The sequence below is a fragment of the Luteimonas salinisoli genome (genome assembly GCF_013425525.1).
In the GTDB taxonomy this organism is placed as follows: Bacteria; Pseudomonadota; Gammaproteobacteria; order Xanthomonadales; family Xanthomonadaceae; genus Luteimonas; species Luteimonas salinisoli.
In genome coordinates this window covers 165,670-181,532 of the sequence record NZ_JACCKA010000091.1, presented here as the reverse complement: position 1 = coordinate 181,532, position 15,863 = coordinate 165,670, and the positions used below count along the sequence as shown (strand labels likewise).

Below are 15,863 nucleotides of genomic sequence, written 5' to 3'. Positions count from 1 at the left end.
GTGGAGGGGCCATCGATGCACGCGGGGAGCCGGGTGGTGAATTGCGCCCGCCGTGGGGGAGGCGGTCCGCAACCATCTTCCGGTGGACGCTCAGGTCCCCGCAGGACTTGGCACCTTCCACCCGGCGCCTGCGCGCTGGGTGGAGGTTGCCCCGGCATCAAAGGGCCTGTCCCTCCGCCGGTCTCGATGGATGGAGCGAGACTGCCAGCGCGGATCCGGCTTGTCAATCTCTTCATGCGTATCGAGCGATATGGTTTCTCGTGCAATCGTTCCGGCCACCGCGCGGGGCGCGGCTCGGCGATAATTCGCCGATGCCGACCTCCCGCTACGTCGCCCCCCTGCTTGCCGCGGCCTGCCTGGGCCTCGCCGCCTGTTCGACCCTCGCGCCTCCCCAGCCGTCGTCGTCGGTCGCGCGCGTGGTCGGTCAGGCTCGCGACAGCGTCACCGTCGAGGAGGTGTTCGTGACCGAGCAGAACCGCGACGACGAGCTGGATTCGCTGGCCACCTGGATCCATCCGGACGGCGCCACCTGGGTCATCGCCACCGCCAAGTCCAGCCACCGCCTGCTGGTGTTCGACGGCGACAGCGGCGAGCGCCTGCGCGACGTCGGCCGCCACGGCGGCGCTGCCGGCGAGTTCACCCGCCCCAACGGGCTCATGGTCTACGGCGACCACGTGTTCGTCACTGAGCGCGATGCGCCGCGCGCCCAGGTGTTGGAACTGCCGGAATTCCGCCCGGCGGGCAGCTTCGGCGAACAGCAGCTGCGCAGCCCCTACGGCATCTGGCTGTACGAGTCCGCGCCCGGCGAGCTTCTGGCCTACGTGACCGACAGCTTCATGTACGGCGAACGCCACGACGTGGTGCCGCCGCTCGCGGAGCTCGACCAGCGGGTACGCCGCTATCGGCTGCGTCCGGACGCCGCGGGCACCTTCCGGGCCGAATACCTCGGGTCCTTCGGCGACACCAGCGAACGCGGTGCGCTGCGCATGGTCGAGTCGATCGCCGGGGATCCGCTGCACGACCGCCTGCTGGTGGCCGACGAGGACCGCCGCAACGTCTCGACGCTGCGCGAGTACACCCTCGACGGGCGCTACACCGGCGTCGATCTGCCCGACGACAGCTTCGTCGGCGAGGCGGAGGGAGTGGCGCTGTGGTCGTGCGGCGCCGAGAGCGGCTATTGGGTGGCGGTGGACCAGCTCACCCCGCTGACCACGTTCCACGTCTACGCCCGCGCCGACCTGGCGCCGCGCGGCAGTTTCAGCGGCCGCATCACCGCGAACACCGACGGCGTCGCGCTGCACGCGGCGGCCACGCCGCGCTTCCCCGCCGGCGCGCTGTATGCGGTGCACGACGACCGCGCGGTCACCGCGTTCGACCTGCGCGACGTGGCGCGCGCGCTGCAGCTCGACCCCGACTGCCTGCGCTGAGCCGATGCGCGCGCGCACGATCATGGCCCTGGCGGTCGCCGCTCTGCTGGCCGCACCGGCAGGGTCGCAGGCGACGCGCGTCTACAGGTGGACCAGCGAAGACGGCGTGGTCCACTACGGCGACCGGATCGGCGAGGGCGCACCGGCCGCCGGGGTGACGATGGTGGCGGTGGAGGTCGAGCCCGCGCCGGTGGCGCGGTTGCGCCTGGAGCAGCGCGACGGGTTGCTGCTGGCCTGGGCGGACAACCTGCTGGACGGGCCGATCGAAGTGATGTTGCACGCATCCGGCCCGGCGGTCCCGATGGCGCAGCCGGCATTGCCGGCGCGGGCTACGGTACCGGCGCGCGGCAGGGTGCTGGTGGCTCGGATCCAGGGCGATGCCCGCGGCGGTGCGGAGCTTCGCCTCGAGGCCGTGCCCGGGCATCCCGGCGCGCGGCCGCTCGACGTCGAGTACGCCTGGCCGCTGCAGAGCCGGCAGCTGTACGTCGAACAGGGCTGGGGTGGCCGCTTCAGCCACTCCGACGCGGAGAATCGCCACGCCGTGGATTTCGCCATCGAGGTCGGCACTCCGGTGCTGGCCGCGCGCGACGGCACGGTGATGCAGGTCGAGTCGGGGTTCACCGACACCGGGACCGACGAGCGCTACGGCGGGCGCGCCAACTTCGTGCGGGTCCTGCACGACGACGGCACCATGGCGGTCTACGCCCACCTCGATGCCGATCGCGTCTTCGTGCGCAGCGGCGAACGCGTCCGCCGCGGCCAGCGCATCGCGCTGTCGGGGAACACCGGTTTCAGCAGCGGCCCGCACCTGCACTTCGTGGTGCAGGTCAACCGCGGCATGCGCCTGCAATCGATCCCGTTCCGCATGTTCGGCCCGCGCGGGATCCTGCGCTTCCAGGAGCCGCGCCAAGCAACCCCCAGCCGTTTCGAGGATCCATCACCGTCGCCACGGGGCTGCGTCAATGAATCGCCGTGTCTGGCAGATGGTCCTTGGAAGAGCGCCTTCGGTTTACTGCGCGGGGCGGGAGCCGCGCCGGGGGTGTTGCTCCGCCCTTCGGTCCGGCCATCCATGGCCGGACTCAGGGCCGCTGCACATCCATGTGCAGCTCTCCGCAAAACCCCGGCGCGACTCCCGCTTGAACGTTGGTCGGCTTCGGAGGGATGGGCTGCCGGAGATTCGAAAGCGAATGACCGGTGCGGCGCCCGGGCCGGGAATATGCGGATAGCAGACCATGGGTGAGCACAGGCTGCTTGCGCGGCACTGCCGCGCGGCCTGTGCGAACGCCCGGCGCGCTGCGCCGGGCCGGACCGCGCAGCGGCACGGGCCTGCGGCGGCGAGTCGGGGAGCATATCCCGGCCCGGGCGCCGCTGGCTCCGGAGACCGCGAATCTGGCTTTGAACCATGAAGCAAAAAGCGGCTCCGACTATCCCGCCAAGCATGAACTGCACCGCTTCCGGGCCTGGAAGGCATGGCATGCCCGGCACCCGGCGGCAAACGGCCCGGTGCGCCACTCGGGCCGGGACGCAGGGCGCTCCCGTAATACCTATAATCGCGCCTTTCCGCTTCCCGACCCGCGCCCATCGGCGCCGTCCCCCATGCCCGACGTTTCCACCGAAGCCTCCCTCCGGCGCACCTTCGCGATCATCTCGCACCCCGACGCCGGCAAGACCACCCTGACCGAGAAGCTGCTGCTGTTCGGCGGCGCCATCCAGATGGCCGGCAGCGTCAAGGGCCGCAAGGCCGCGCGCCACGCCACCTCCGACTGGATGGCGCTGGAAAAGGAGCGCGGCATCTCCGTGACCTCCTCGGTGATGCAGTTCCCCTACGAGGGCCGCATCGTCAACCTGCTCGACACCCCCGGTCACGCCGACTTCGGCGAAGACACCTATCGCGTGCTCACCGCCGTCGACTCGGCGCTGATGGTGATCGACGTCGCCAAGGGCGTGGAGGAGCGCACCATCAAGCTGATGGAGGTCTGCCGCCTGCGCGACACCCCCATCATGACCTTCATCAACAAGCTCGACCGCGAGGGCCGCGACCCGATCGATCTGCTCGACGAGGTCGAGTCCGTGCTCGGCATCCAGTGCGCCCCGGTCACCTGGCCGATCGGCATGGGTCAACGCCTGAAGGGCGTGGTGCACCTGGTCACCGGCGAGGTGCATCTGTACGAACCCGGTCGCAACTTCACCCGCCAGGACTCGACCATCTTTGCGTCGATCGACGACCCCGGCCTGGAGGCGCGGATCGGCGCGCAGATGCTCGCCGAGCTGCGCGACGAGCTCGAACTGGTGCAGGGCGCCTCGCATCCGTTCGATGCGCCGGCCTACCTGGCCGGCCGGCAGACACCGGTGTTCTTCGGCTCGGCGGTCAACAACTTCGGCGTGCAGCCGCTGCTGGACTTCTTCGTCCGTCACGCGCCGCCGCCGCAGCCGCGCGCCACCACCACCCGCACGGTGCAGCCGGCCGAGGCCGGGCTGACCGGCTTCGTGTTCAAGATCCAGGCGAACATGGACCCGCAGCATCGCGATCGGGTTGCGTTCATGCGCGTGTGCTCGGGCCGGTTCGTGGCCGGAATGAAGGCCTTCCACGTGCGCACCGGCAAGGAACAGAAGCTCGCCAACGCCCTGACCTTCATGGCCAGCGACCGCGAGATCGCCGCCGAGGCCTGGCCCGGCGACGTGATCGGCATCCACAACCACGGCACAATCTCGATCGGCGATACCTTCACCGAGGGCGAGGCGCTGTCCTTCACCGGCATCCCCAATTTCGCCCCGGAGCTGTTCCGGCGCGCGCGGCTGCGCGATCCGCTCAAGCTCAAGCAACTGCAGAAGGGCCTGGCGCAGCTCTCCGAGGAAGGCGCCACCCAGTTCTTCCGGCCGCTGATGTCCAACGACCTGATCCTCGGCGCGGTCGGCGTGCTGCAGTTCGACGTCGCCGCCTACCGGCTCAAGGACGAGTACGGCGTCGATGCCGGCTTCGAGCCGGTCGGCGTGGTCACCACCCGTTGGGTGCGCTGCGGCGATCCGAGAAAGCTGGAGGAGTTTCGCGAAAAGAACGCCCAGAACCTGGGCATCGATGCGGCCGGCCAGCTGGTCTATCTCGCCCCGACCCGCGTGAACCTGCAGCTGACCGCCGAACGCTGGCCGGACGTGGAGCTCCTCGCGACCCGGGAGCATGCGCACGCGGTCGACACCGACTGACCGCTTCGTCACCCGGCGTTGCCGGCGAGTCCGCTACGCTGGGCGTTTCCAGCGCCGGACCTCTACCGTTGAGAACCGCATCGCACATCGCGGTCTGCGTCCTTTTCGCCGGGTTGGCCGCGGGCTGCCAGCAGCAGCCGGCCGACAGCGCCGACGACACGGGTGCCGGCGCGCGCACGCCACAGGACGTCGATCCCCCGGTCGCCGCGGCCGATGCCGCAACCAGCTACCGCTGCATCGACGGCAGCGAACTGCGAATCGCCTATGCGGCCGAGGGGGCTACCGTCACCCTTCCCGACGGGCGTACCGTCGCGCTTCCCCGCGCCGAGTCCGCCTCGCAGGGCAGCGGCGGCGCCTACGTGGGCGAGGCACTGGGCCTCGACCTCGAGGGCGACCGCGTATTCCTGCACCAGGACGAAGGCCCCACACTGGAGTGTGTCCGGCCGTGATCGCGCGCGAGATGCACCAGGCGCAGCGGGCTGCGCGAAACCGAGCAATCGCTCCAACCGCACCGCCCAAGGTAGCTCCATGAGCCACGCCGCCACGATGCACGCCAGGCGCGAAGAACTGGCCAGCGCACTCACCCACGGCGTCGGCGCGGCCGCCGCGCTCGCCGGCGGCGCCGTGCTGATCGCGCTGGCGGCATTGCACGGCAACGCCTGGCAGCTCGGCGCCGCGATCGTGTTCGGCGTCTCGCTGCTGCTGCTCTACACCGCTTCCACGCTGTACCACGCCGTCACCCATCCGGTGCTCAAGGGCCGGCTCAAGGTCTTCGACCATTGCGCGATCTACCTGCTGATCGCCGGCACCTACACCCCCTTCACCCTCATCGCCCTGCGCGGCCCCCTCGGCTGGTCGCTGTTCGCGGCAATCTGGACGCTCGCGCTCGCCGGCGTGGTGTTCAAGCTGTTCTACACCGGGCGATTCAGGCGCCTGTCGACGCTGATCTACGTGGCCATGGGCTGGCTGGTGCTGGTGGCGATCAGACCCGTGCTCACCGCCCTGGACGCCTGGACGTTCGGCTGGCTGCTGGCAGGCGGCATCGCCTACACGCTGGGTACGTTCTTCTACCACCGCGAATCGGTGCCCTACTCGCACGCGATCTGGCATCTGTTCTGCATCGCCGGCAGCGTGTGCCACTACGTCGCGGTGATGGCCGAGGTGATCGGCCCGCTCTGAGGCCCGGCAACGGCGGGCGTATGATTGATCGCTCTCACCTGCCCGAGGCGACTCCAGTGAACAGACTCTTCCCAGGCATCGTCCTCGTCCTTGCGTTGGTCCTGGCCGCATGCCAGCGGCAGGCGGCCCAGGAAGAAGCCGCCGCCAGCCCGGCCGCACCGCCCGCCGCCGCCGCGGCCGACGACGAGGTGGTGCAGGCGCGCTACCAGTGCGACGACGGCAACCGCGTCGAGATCATCCGCGACGGGCGCGTCGCGCGCGTGAACATGAGCGACGGCCGCATGGTGCGGCTCGGGGCGATCTCCGGCAGCGCGCCGCCCACCTGGGCGGACGTGGGGCTGCGCCTGGTCGTCGACGGCGACTATGTCGAGCTCTCTCAGGAGGACGGCGGCCGCAGCCTGCGCTGCGAGCAGGTCCCGGAATAGCGTTCCGAACGGCGGAGGCCGGCTGAACCGCGACCGCCGAATTCACCCCTGCTTTACCGTCCCCTGACGATGGTGTGGCCAGGTCACACCGCAAGGCAGGCATGGCAACCGCCGCTTCACGTACCCCGCGCCCGATCGCGATCGCCGCGGACCATCCCTGGTGGACTGCGCTTGCCGCCGTCGCGCTGGCCGTGCTGGCGATGTGCCTGCTGTGGGACTGGAACTGGTTCAAGGGGCCGGTGGAGCGCGCAGTGGAGTCCCGCACCGGCCGTAGCTTCGAAATCGCCGGCGACCTCGATGTCGACCCGGGGCTGGAAACGACCATCCGCGCGGATGCGCTGCGCCTGGGGAATGCGTCATGGGCGGAAGAAGCGGACATGGCCAGCGCCGAGCGTCTGGAGCTGCGCATCGCCCTGCCCTCGCTGCTGTCCCGTCGCGGGGCCCGGATTCCGGAGATCCGCCTCGTGAAACCGCGGCTGCGCCTGGAAACCGGCCCCGAAGGCGGCGGCAATTGGGACTTCGGCCCATCGGGTGGAGGCGCACCACCGCGCCTGGAGCGACTGTGGGTGGAGGACGGGCGTCTGCTGTTCGTCGACGCCGCGCACGACACCCGCATCGACGCGGTCGTCGCCAGCCGCGAGTCGCGGCGCGAGGGCGGCGCGCCGCCGGTCGGGATCGAGGGGGAAGGCCGCTGGCGCGGCAACCCCTTCCGGATGGAGGGCACCGCCCAGTCCCCGCTGGACCTGCAGGACAACGAACGCGCCTACCGGATCGACCTGCATGCCTCGGCCGGCGCCACTCGCGCCCACGCACGCGGCGCGCTGGTCGATCCGTTCCGACTGCAGCGGTTCGACCTGCAGATGGCGCTGTCCGGGCGCGACCTGGAGGACCTGTATCCGCTGCTGGGCATCGCGATGCCTTCCACGCCGCCCTACTCCCTGGACGGCCGCTTCCGCCGCGAAGGGAACGTCTGGCACTACACCGGATTCGAGGGCAAGGTGGGCGACAGCGACCTGGCGGGAGACGTGACCGTGGAAGTCGGCGGCGACCGGCCCTTCCTGCGTGCGGACCTCGTCTCCGACCTCCTCGACCTGGACGATCTCGCTGGATTCGTCGGCGCACCGCCGCAGGCAGGCGACGGCGAGACCGCGAACGAGACGCAGCGCGAGCAGGCCCGGCAGCAGGCCGCCAGCGGCCGTGTGCTACCCGACACTCCCTACGAACTGGACAAGCTGCAGGCGATGGATGCCGACGTGCGCCTGCGCGCTTCGCGCATCGATGCGCCGGCGCTGCCGCTGGACGACATGGAGGCGCACCTTCTCCTGGAGAACGGCCGGGTCACCCTGGATCCGCTGAACTTCGGCGTGGCCGGCGGCGATATCCGCTCGACCGTGCGCATGAACGCCAACGAGCAACCGATCCGCACCCGGCTGGACGCCCGGATCCAGGGCCTGCAGCTGGCCCGGCTGTTCCCGGACTCCACGCTGGCCGAGGACGCGGTCGGCGACATCGGCGGCATGGCGGCGATCAGCGGGACCGGCAACTCGGTGGCGAAGATGCTCGGCAGCGCCAGCGGCGACATCGCCGTGGGCATGGGCCCGGGGAAGATCAGCAATCTGCTGGTCGAACTCGCGGGCGTCGACATCGCCGAGGCGTTGCGCTTCCTCATCGCCGGCGACCGCGTCATCCCGATCCGCTGCGCATTCGGCGACTTCGCGGTGCAGGACGGGGTCATGGAGGCCCGCGCCCTCGCCTTCGACACCACCGACACGATCATCCTCGGCGAGGGAAGCATCAGCCTGCGCGACGAGTCGCTGGACCTGGTACTCAAGCCGCGGCCGAAGGACCGCAGCATCCTGACGCTGCGCTCGCCCCTGGTCGTGGACGGCACCTTCCGCGATCCGGGCTTCCGTCCCGACATGGGCCGGCTCGGCCTGCGCGGCGCCCTTGCGGTCGCGCTGGGAAGCATCGCCCCCCCGGCGGCGCTGCTGGCCACGATCGACCTCGGCGGCGGCGAGGACAGCGACTGCGGCGGGCAATACGCGAAGTAGCCCGCGCGAGCCGCTAGCTCGGCTCTACGGATCCGGGGCGTCGCGACGCTGGCACCCCCTCGTAGAGCGGAGCTTGCTCCGCTGCGCGGGCCCCGGAGACTACGCAGCCGAGCAAGCTCGGCTCTACAGGGGGCGGCCCGTTTGCGCGGCTGGCGATGGAGCGCCCGAACGGAGGTACCGGGCGGAGCTCAGGACGCGATGTAGCGCTGCAGCTGGTCCAGCTCGAGTTGCTGGTCCTCGATCACCGCCTTGACCAAATCGCCGATCGACACCACGCCCAGCACGTTGCCTGCCGCGTCGACGACCGGCAGGTGGCGGATGCGATCACGCGTCACCACCTGCATGCAGCCCTGCACGCTGTCGTCCAGGCCGATCGTGATGACCTTCGCGGTCATGATGTCGCGTACCGGCGTGTCCTTCGACGAACGCCCCTCGAGCACGATCTTGCGCGCGTAGTCGCGCTCGGACAGGATGCCCGCCAGGCGGCCGCCCTCCATCACCAGCACCGCGCCGATATGCTTCTGCCCCATCAGGCGGATCGCCTCGATCACCGGGACGTCCGGCGACACGGCGAAGATCTCAGGCGCTTTCGCCTCCAGCAGCTGTCTCACCGTACGCATGGCGCTCTCCTCCGCTCGGCTGGGCCCGGCCCGAGCATACTCCCGTCGCCGGCAACCAGCTGTCGACGAGATAGAGCGGCCGTTGCTTCGACTCCTCGTACAGGCGCCCGAGGTACTCCCCGATCATGCCCAGTGCGATCAGCTGCACGCCGCCCAGGAACAGGATCACCGCCATCATCGTCGGCCAGCCCGCCACCGGGTCGCCGAGGAAGACCGCCTTGAACACAACCCAGGCCGCATAGGCGAAGGCCAGCATCGCGGTGCCGAGACCCACGTAGGTGGCCAGCCGCAGCGGCGCGGTGGAGAAGCTGGTAATGCCCTCCAGCGCGAAGTTCCACAGCCGCCAGAAACTGAACTTGCTGTCGCCGGCCAGGCGCGGCTCACGGCGATAGGGCACCGAGACGCGCTCGTAGCCGACCCAGCCGAACAGCCCTTTCATGAACCGGTGCCGTTCGCGCAACTGCCGCAACGCCGCGAGCGCACGCGGCGACAGCAGCCGGAAATCCCCGGTGTCCACCGGAATCGGCGTCCTCGACAGCCGCTGCATCACCCGGTAGAACGCGTGCGCCGAGGCGCGCTTGAACCAGCCTTCGCCCTCGCGCTGCAACCGTGTGCCATGCACGTCGTCGTAGCCTTCGCGCCAGCGCGCGACGAACTGCGGGATCAGCTCCGGCGGATCCTGGCCGTCGGCATCGAGAATCAGCGCCGCACCGTTCTCCACCAGATCGAGCCCGGCGGTCAGCGCCGCCTCCTTGCCGAAATTGCGCGACAGCCGCAGCAGCGAGACGCGGCCGTCTGCGGCGGCGAGCGCACGCATCACCTGCCAGGTGTCGTCGCGGCTGCCGTCGTCGACGTAGAGCACCCGCCCGTCGACCGCGTCCGCCTCCAGCGCATCGAGCACGGCGGCCAGCCGCCGCTGCAGCACGGGCAGCGCCTCGGCCTCGTTGTAGGCGGCGACGACGACGGTCAGCAGATCCCTGCGCATCCCCACATCCTAAGGCCTGCTGCCGGATCGCACACCGGGTTCGCCGCGATCCAGCCGTTCGAGGTACGTCGCGCCGCCGATCTGCCGCATCTGCCTTTCGATGGCCGAAGTACGCCGCTGCACGTAGGGGCCGGGGCGCGCGGCGCTGTAGCGCCGCGGACTCGGCAGCACCGCGGCCAGGCGCGCGCTCTCGGCGGAGGAAAGCGCATCCGCATCCTTGCCGAAGAAGGTGCGCGCCGCAGCTTGCGCGCCGTACACGCCGTCGCCGAATTCGGCGACGTTGACGTAGACCTCCAGGATCCGCCGCTTGGGCCACATCGCCTCGACCAGCACCGTGTACCAGGCCTCGAGCCCCTTGCGGATCCAGCTGCGGCCGTTCCAGAGGAACACGTTCTTGGCGACCTGCTGGCTGATCGTGCTGGCGCCGCGCAGCCGGCCGCCGCGGGCGTTGTGCTCGCGCGCCTTCTCGATGGCCTCCAGGTCGAACCCGCGGTGCACGGCGAAGTTCTGGTCCTCCGCGGCGATCGCCGCCAGCGGCAGGGTCGGGGCGATGCGCTCCAGGTCGCGCCACCGGTAGGCATGGCGGAAGCCGCCGTCCCCGGCGCGCCACGCCTCCACGTGACGTGCCGCCATGAACAGCGACAACGGCGGATCGACGAAGCGCAAGGCCGCCACCTGCAGCGCACTGAACAGCGCGAGCAGCACCGGCAGCAGCAGAAGCCGCCGCAGCCAGCGCCGGCGGCGCCTCCTCGGCCCGCTCATCGCCCGCGCCCCCGCTTGTGGTTCAAGAGATCCGCCCCCATCCATCCGTCTCCGCCGCCACGACCGTTCGCGCATTATCCGACATGACGACGACGACGCGCCCTTTCGCGGCGTCCGACGCACTCCCGATGCGCGCCGACCTTTTCCCCGCATGACCGACCGCCCCGCCGACACCGACCGTCTCGACCGCTTCCTGCTGCCCCGCGCCGGCGTCCGCGGCGTGCGCGTGCACCTGGGCCAGACCTGGAAGGCGATCCGCGGCCGCGATTCGCATCCACCGGCCACTGCGGCGCTGTTGGGCGAGGCGAGCGCCGCCGCCGCCCTGTTCACCGGCCACGCCAAGGTCGACGGTCGGCTGTCCGTGCACCTGCGCGGGCAGGGCGCGTTGCGCGCGCTGTTCTCCGAATGCACCGCCGCCGGCACCCTGCGCGGCATCCTCCGGCTCGCCGAGGACGCCGCGACGGCCCCGCGCGGCCTGCGCGACGCCGGCGACGGCGCCACGCTGGCCGTCACCATCGAGAACCCGGGGGCCGGCAGCCGCGAACCGCAGCGCTACCAGGGGCTGGTGGAGCTGACGGCGGATTCGCTGTCGGAGGCGTTCGAGGACTACTTCAGGCAGTCCGAGCAGCTGCCGACGCGTCTGCTGCTGGCCGCCGGCGACAGCGCCGCCGCCGGGCTGATGCTGCAGAAGCTGCCCGGCGATACGGGCGATGTCGACGGCTGGAATCGCGCAAGCGCGCTGTTCGACACGCTTTCCGCCGCGGAGCTGCTGGCCTGGCCCGCCGCCACACTGCTGCATCGCCTGTTCCACGAGGAGGCGCCGCAGGCGCTGGGCGGCCGGCCCCTGCGGTTCGGATGCTCGTGCTCCGGCGAACGCGTCGCGGCGGTGCTGCAGTCGCTGGGGCCGGACGAGGCCCGGGCAGCCGTCATCGACGGCTTGGCGCGCGTCCACTGCGAGTTCTGCGGCCAGGCGTATCACTTCGACCGCAGCGCCATTGACGCCCTGTTCACAGGGCGAGGCGCTCCAATGGACGCCCCGACCCGGCTGCAATGACCGGGTCCCGGGAACCGGGGATATTGTTAAATAAACATAAATCGGGTAGAGTCGGTTCCCGCTGTCCCGGGGAACTTCCGACCCCACCCACGGGTCGACCGTCCGCCATGCATCTGCGCCCTGCCAAGCTCGCGATCGCCGCCCTGCTCGCCTTCGGCGCTGCGCTGGGCGCGCACGCGCAGGAGCGGAACGCCGCTCGCGGCGACGACGGGGAGCAGACGGTGCTGCCGATCTGGAACAACGCCAGCGGCCGGCTCGAGGCGCTGCTGGTGCTCGAGCCCACCGACGACGGAACCGCGCAGACCGGCGCGCGCCTGCGTTTCGGCGGCAACCGCCTGGACGCCGCGTTCGGCCTGGAATCCGGCGACTCCCTGGCCCTGCTCTGCGACCACCAGAGTGGCCTGTCGCACGCGCTCGGCAATCTCGCCAACAACTGCCTGCTCGCATCGCTCGACGATCTCGGCGACGACGCCGGGCGCCGCAGTTCCGCTTCGGCCTCCTTCAGCCGCGCCGGCGGCAGCATCGGCGTGGCCGTCGGCGAGAGCAGCGGCAACCTTCCGGCGTGGCTGACCTCGACCGGCGGTACGCGTCCCGGTGCCAGCCAGGTCGACAGCAACGACCTGACCGTGTTCGCCCAGAAGAGCATCAGCGACCAGGGCTTCGTCTCGATCGCCGGCACCGTCGCCAAGGCGCGGCTGATTCCCTACGCCCAGGCCCCGGCCGGGCTCGCCAACCGCTGGGACAGCCGTTCACTCAGCGTCGGCGGCGGTTTCGGCAATTTCGGCGCCAACGTCATCGGCCAGGTGATCGACACCCCCGGCCAACCGCGCTGGGAAGGCGTAGGGCTCGGCCTGACCTGGCGGACCCCCTGGAGCGGGCAGCTCACGGTGGGCGCCGACAACGTGGTGACCCGCGGTCGCAACCCCTTCTCACCGCGCGGTGAGAACGGCGAGGACGAGGGCACGGTGCCCTACGTCCGCTACGAACAGGACCTCTGACGGCTCCTGTTGCACCCCTGGCGGAGGCGTGAAGTTCCCGTTGTCCGCACCCGTGTTAACGACACTTTAATTTTTCTCCGAGGGGGGCTACTATCGGCCCCGGCCTTGCCAGATTAGGCGTTTCACTTGACGCCGCCGGCGGGTTCCCATGGGAATTTCCCAAGACTCACTTGGAGAGAGAGATGACATTCAAGACCACCAAGCTCCGCGACGCGATTACCCTCGCGTTGTTCGTTGGGGCGAGCAGCCTTGCCGTGACCGGCATCGCCGTCGCCCAGGAGACCGACGACGCGCAGCCGCAGCAGGAGACGGCTACCACCCTGGACCGTATCGAAGTCACCGGCAGCCGCATCATCGTTCCCGGCCTGACTGCGAACAGCCCGATCGTCGGCCTGGAGCGCGATGAGATCCAGCGCTCGCAGCCGATCACCGCCGAAGAATTCATCCGCCAGCTGCCGGGCGTGACCACGCCGATCGGCCCCGGCACCAACAACGGTTCCGACGGCGGCGCCAGGCTGGACCTGCGTTCGCTCGGCTCCAACCGGTCGGTCGTCCTTCTCGACGGTCGCCGCCTCGTCCCCTACACCCTGGCCGGCCAGGTCGACATCAACACGATCCCGGTCTCGCTGATCCAGAGCGTGGACATCGTGACCGGCGGCGCCTCGGCGGTGTACGGCGCGGACGCCATCGGCGGCGTCGCCAACTTCATCCTGCGCCGCGATTTCGAAGGCCTGGAGATCTCCTCGTCCTACGGTCAGTCGCACAAGAACGACCAGGCGCGCCAGCGCAACGACGTCACCATCGGCGCCAACCTGTACGACGGTCGCGGCAACGTGGTGCTCAGCGTCGGCCACACCAAGGCCGACCCGCTGACCCAGGGCGAGCGCGAGATCGGTCTGGCTTCGCTGTCGTCGGTCACGGGCAATCCGCAGGGCTCGGCCACCGCGGTGCCGTCGGTCTTCCTCGGCTTTCCCACGGGCGCCATCAATCCCGAGACCGGTCTTCCTGCCGTCGGCAACCGGGTGATCGATACGACGACCGGCGAGATGGTCCCCTACGACCCGGCCGTGCACTCGTTCAACTTCAATCCGCAGAACTACTTCTACACCCCGATGGACCGCTATCAGGCGACCGCTCTCGGGCGCTTCGAGATCAACCGGCATGCCGAAGCCTACGCGCAGATGCTCTACACGCGTTCGGAAGTCGAACTGAACCTCGCCTCGAGCGGCCTGTTCCTGAACGGATTGGACATCACGATCGGCAACCCGTTCATTCCGGAGGCCGCCCGTCAGCAGCTGTGCTTCGGCAACGGGATCGCCGCGGCCGACTGCGTCGTCGGCAATACCGACACCGTGGTGGTCACCCCCGGCCGCCGCCTCGTCGAGCTCGGGCCGCGCATCAACACGATCGACACCAAGACCTTCCAGTACACCGTCGGCCTGCGCGGCGACATCACCGACAACTGGCGCTACGACGCCTACTGGTCCCACGGCGAGTCCGACCAGGACAGCGCCCGGATCAACTGGGGCTCGCTGTCCAAGACCCGCCAGGCGTTGCTGGCCGTCGATCCGAACGAGTGCCTGGATACCTCGAACGGCTGCGTCCCGCTGGACATCTGGGGCCCGGAAGGATCGATCACCCCGGAGATGATCGGCTTCATCAACCTGTCGTCGTATTCCAAGCAGTCCGTCGTCCAGGAAGTCCTGGCCGGCACGGTGTCGGGCGATCTGGGCGACTTCAAGAGCCCGTGGTCCGACTATCCGGTCGGCTTGGCCTTCGGTGTCGAGAGCCGCAAGGCGACCGCCGAGACGCGCGCCGACGCGGCCTCGCAGATCCAGGGCGAGGTGATGGGCACCGGCGCTCCGTTCCCGGACCGTCGCGGCGGCTTCCGGCTCCAGGAGGCCTACGGCGAGGCCCTGGTGCCCCTGCTCAGCGGCATGACCGCCGCCAGCTCGCTGAACCTCGAGCTCGGCTATCGCTACTCGGACTTCTCGATCGAGGGCAACTCGTTCGACTACAGCACCTACAAGTACGGCCTGGAGTGGGCGCCGATCGAGACCCTGCGCTTCCGCGGCATGTTCCAGCACGCCACCCGCGCCCCGAGCATCGGCGAGCTGTTCGCTCCGGCGGTGACCGGCCTGGCGAACCTGGACACCGACCCCTGCGCCGGTTCGGCGATCAGCCCGGGCGAGGCGAACACTGCCGGTACGTTGGCCAACCTCTGCCGTCTCACCGGCGTTCCGGTCAACCAGATCGGCAGCCTTGCGCAGCCGTCCGCCGGACAGGTCAACGTCCGCACCGGCGGCAACCGGCTGCTTGAGCCGGAGAAGGCCGACACCCGCACCATCGGTTTTGTCTGGTCGCCGACGTTCACCAACGACCTGGTCGTGACCTTCGACTACTGGAAGATCGAGCTGGAAGAAATGGTCTCGACCCCCGCGGTCGGCGACATTCTGGACGGCTGCTACAGCACTGCGTTCAATCCGGGCCTGACGTTCAACAGCCTTTGCGAGCTGGTCCTCCGCTCGCCGAGCAACGGCGGCTTCAACAGCGTGGATTCGGACGGCATCGTGCTGGCGCAGTCGAACCTGGGCCGCCTGTCGACGGACGGCTACGACCTCGGCGTCCACTACGGCCTGAACCTCCCGGAGAGCTACGGCCGTCTCGGGTTCCGGCTCGACGCCAGCAAGGTCACCAGCCACGACTTCCAGGCCACCCCGGCCTCGATCAACCGCGACTGCCTTGGCTACTACAGCACCGACTGCGGCGTCGGTCCCCACAAGTTCCGTGCGAACCTGAGCACGGTGTGGTCGCTCAACGACCTGGAGTTCTCCATGCGCTGGCGCCATACCGGCAAGATGGAGCTCGAGGGCCTGCAGCAGGGCGACTTCCTCGAAGATTTCGAGGAAATCAGCGCCTACAACTACTTCGACCTGGGCATGGCCTACAACGCGCCGTTCAATGCCCGCTTCTCGCTGAACGTCAACAACGTGGCCAACAAGAAGCCGCCGCTGGTGGGCAACACCATCGGCACCACGACGACCAACAGCGGCAACACGTTCCCGCAGACCTACGACGTGATCGGTCGTTACATCACGCTGGGCGCGACCTTCACGTTCTGATTTTTGCTCGATTGCGTGACTCTGGAGGCGGGCTTCGGC

13 protein-coding genes and 1 riboswitch are annotated in these 15,863 nt (G+C 69.7%); of the genes, 10 read left to right on the top strand and 3 right to left on the bottom strand.

Annotated elements, in window-relative coordinates; genetic code table 11:
• Positions 1–69: 69 nt before the first annotated feature.
• Positions 70–193: riboswitch (SAM riboswitch) on the bottom strand.
• 118 nt (positions 194–311) lie between these two features.
• From H0E84_RS18145 to H0E84_RS18115, 7 genes are all read left to right on the top strand, one after another.
• Positions 312–1,427: an NHL repeat-containing protein gene (locus H0E84_RS18145; RefSeq protein ID WP_180680055.1), complete on the top strand. Its 1,116-nt coding sequence runs from the start codon at positions 312–314 to the stop codon at positions 1,425–1,427.
• A 4-nt stretch (positions 1,428–1,431) separates the two neighbouring features.
• Positions 1,432–2,667 (top strand): peptidoglycan DD-metalloendopeptidase family protein, encoded by a 1,236-nt coding sequence (locus tag H0E84_RS18140; protein ID WP_180680054.1) that lies wholly within the window; start codon positions 1,432–1,434, stop codon positions 2,665–2,667.
• Positions 2,668–3,023: 356 nt separating this feature from the next.
• A complete protein-coding gene (locus H0E84_RS18135) occupies positions 3,024–4,628 on the top strand; it encodes a peptide chain release factor 3 (RefSeq protein WP_180680053.1) in 1,605 nt (534 codons plus the stop codon).
• Positions 4,629–4,696: 68 nt separating this feature from the next.
• The gene (locus tag H0E84_RS18130) at positions 4,697–5,077 is read left to right on the top strand and encodes a hypothetical protein (RefSeq protein ID WP_180680052.1); all 381 of its coding nucleotides are present in this window, start codon (positions 4,697–4,699) and stop codon (positions 5,075–5,077) included.
• Between the two features lie 79 nt (positions 5,078–5,156).
• Positions 5,157–5,807: a PAQR family membrane homeostasis protein TrhA gene (gene trhA / locus H0E84_RS18125; RefSeq protein WP_180680051.1), complete on the top strand. Its 651-nt coding sequence runs from the start codon at positions 5,157–5,159 to the stop codon at positions 5,805–5,807.
• A 56-nt stretch (positions 5,808–5,863) separates the two neighbouring features.
• Positions 5,864–6,232 carry a hypothetical protein gene (locus tag H0E84_RS18120; RefSeq protein ID WP_180680050.1) on the top strand — a complete coding sequence of 123 codons (369 nt, stop codon included), beginning with the start codon at positions 5,864–5,866 and terminating at the stop codon, positions 6,230–6,232.
• A 101-nt stretch (positions 6,233–6,333) separates the two neighbouring features.
• Entirely contained in the window at positions 6,334–8,283 is a 1,950-nt protein-coding gene (locus tag H0E84_RS18115; protein WP_180680049.1) for an AsmA family protein, read from the top strand.
• Between the two features lie 188 nt (positions 8,284–8,471).
• On the opposite strand, the gene H0E84_RS18110 is transcribed toward H0E84_RS18115, so the two are convergent.
• The 3 genes from H0E84_RS18110 to mtgA are packed head-to-tail and all read right to left on the bottom strand — an operon-like array spanning position 8,472 to position 10,650.
• Positions 8,472–8,903: a CBS domain-containing protein gene (locus H0E84_RS18110; protein ID WP_180680048.1), complete on the bottom strand. Its 432-nt coding sequence runs from the start codon at positions 8,901–8,903 to the stop codon at positions 8,472–8,474.
• On the bottom strand, positions 8,863–9,888 hold the full coding sequence (locus tag H0E84_RS18105) for a glycosyltransferase family 2 protein (protein ID WP_180680047.1): 1,026 nt from the start codon (positions 9,886–9,888) through the stop codon (positions 8,863–8,865). Before H0E84_RS18105 ends, H0E84_RS18110 begins: the two co-directional genes overlap by 41 nt.
• A gap of 9 nt (positions 9,889–9,897) precedes the next feature.
• Positions 9,898–10,650 carry a monofunctional biosynthetic peptidoglycan transglycosylase gene (gene mtgA / locus H0E84_RS18100; protein ID WP_180680046.1) on the bottom strand — a complete coding sequence of 251 codons (753 nt, stop codon included), beginning with the start codon at positions 10,648–10,650 and terminating at the stop codon, positions 9,898–9,900.
• A gap of 151 nt (positions 10,651–10,801) precedes the next feature.
• Between mtgA and hslO the strand changes: the two genes are divergently transcribed.
• From hslO to H0E84_RS18085, 3 genes are all read left to right on the top strand, one after another.
• Positions 10,802–11,704 carry an Hsp33 family molecular chaperone HslO gene (hslO, locus tag H0E84_RS18095; protein WP_180680045.1) on the top strand — a complete coding sequence of 301 codons (903 nt, stop codon included), beginning with the start codon at positions 10,802–10,804 and terminating at the stop codon, positions 11,702–11,704.
• 143 nt (positions 11,705–11,847) lie between these two features.
• Positions 11,848–12,702: an XOO1806 family protein gene (locus H0E84_RS18090; protein WP_425600508.1), complete on the top strand. Its 855-nt coding sequence runs from the start codon at positions 11,848–11,850 to the stop codon at positions 12,700–12,702.
• A gap of 182 nt (positions 12,703–12,884) precedes the next feature.
• Positions 12,885–15,824 carry a TonB-dependent receptor domain-containing protein gene (locus H0E84_RS18085; RefSeq protein ID WP_180680044.1) on the top strand — a complete coding sequence of 980 codons (2,940 nt, stop codon included), beginning with the start codon at positions 12,885–12,887 and terminating at the stop codon, positions 15,822–15,824.
• Positions 15,825–15,863: the final 39 nt, after the last annotated feature.

Coding starts and splice junctions, on each gene's coding strand:
- H0E84_RS18145 (WP_180680055.1), top strand. CDS start 312: ATGCCGACCTCCCGCTACGTCGCCCCCCTGCTTGCCGCGGCCTGCCTG.
- H0E84_RS18140 (WP_180680054.1), top strand. CDS start 1,432: ATGCGCGCGCGCACGATCATGGCCCTGGCGGTCGCCGCTCTGCTGGCC.
- H0E84_RS18135 (WP_180680053.1), top strand. CDS start 3,024: ATGCCCGACGTTTCCACCGAAGCCTCCCTCCGGCGCACCTTCGCGATC.
- trhA (WP_180680051.1), top strand. CDS start 5,157: ATGAGCCACGCCGCCACGATGCACGCCAGGCGCGAAGAACTGGCCAGC.
- H0E84_RS18115 (WP_180680049.1), top strand. CDS start 6,334: ATGGCAACCGCCGCTTCACGTACCCCGCGCCCGATCGCGATCGCCGCG.
- H0E84_RS18110 (WP_180680048.1), bottom strand. CDS start 8,903: ATGCGTACGGTGAGACAGCTGCTGGAGGCGAAAGCGCCTGAGATCTTC.
- H0E84_RS18105 (WP_180680047.1), bottom strand. CDS start 9,888: ATGCGCAGGGATCTGCTGACCGTCGTCGTCGCCGCCTACAACGAGGCC.
- mtgA (WP_180680046.1), bottom strand. CDS start 10,650: ATGAGCGGGCCGAGGAGGCGCCGCCGGCGCTGGCTGCGGCGGCTTCTG.
- hslO (WP_180680045.1), top strand. CDS start 10,802: ATGACCGACCGCCCCGCCGACACCGACCGTCTCGACCGCTTCCTGCTG.
- H0E84_RS18085 (WP_180680044.1), top strand. CDS start 12,885: ATGACATTCAAGACCACCAAGCTCCGCGACGCGATTACCCTCGCGTTG.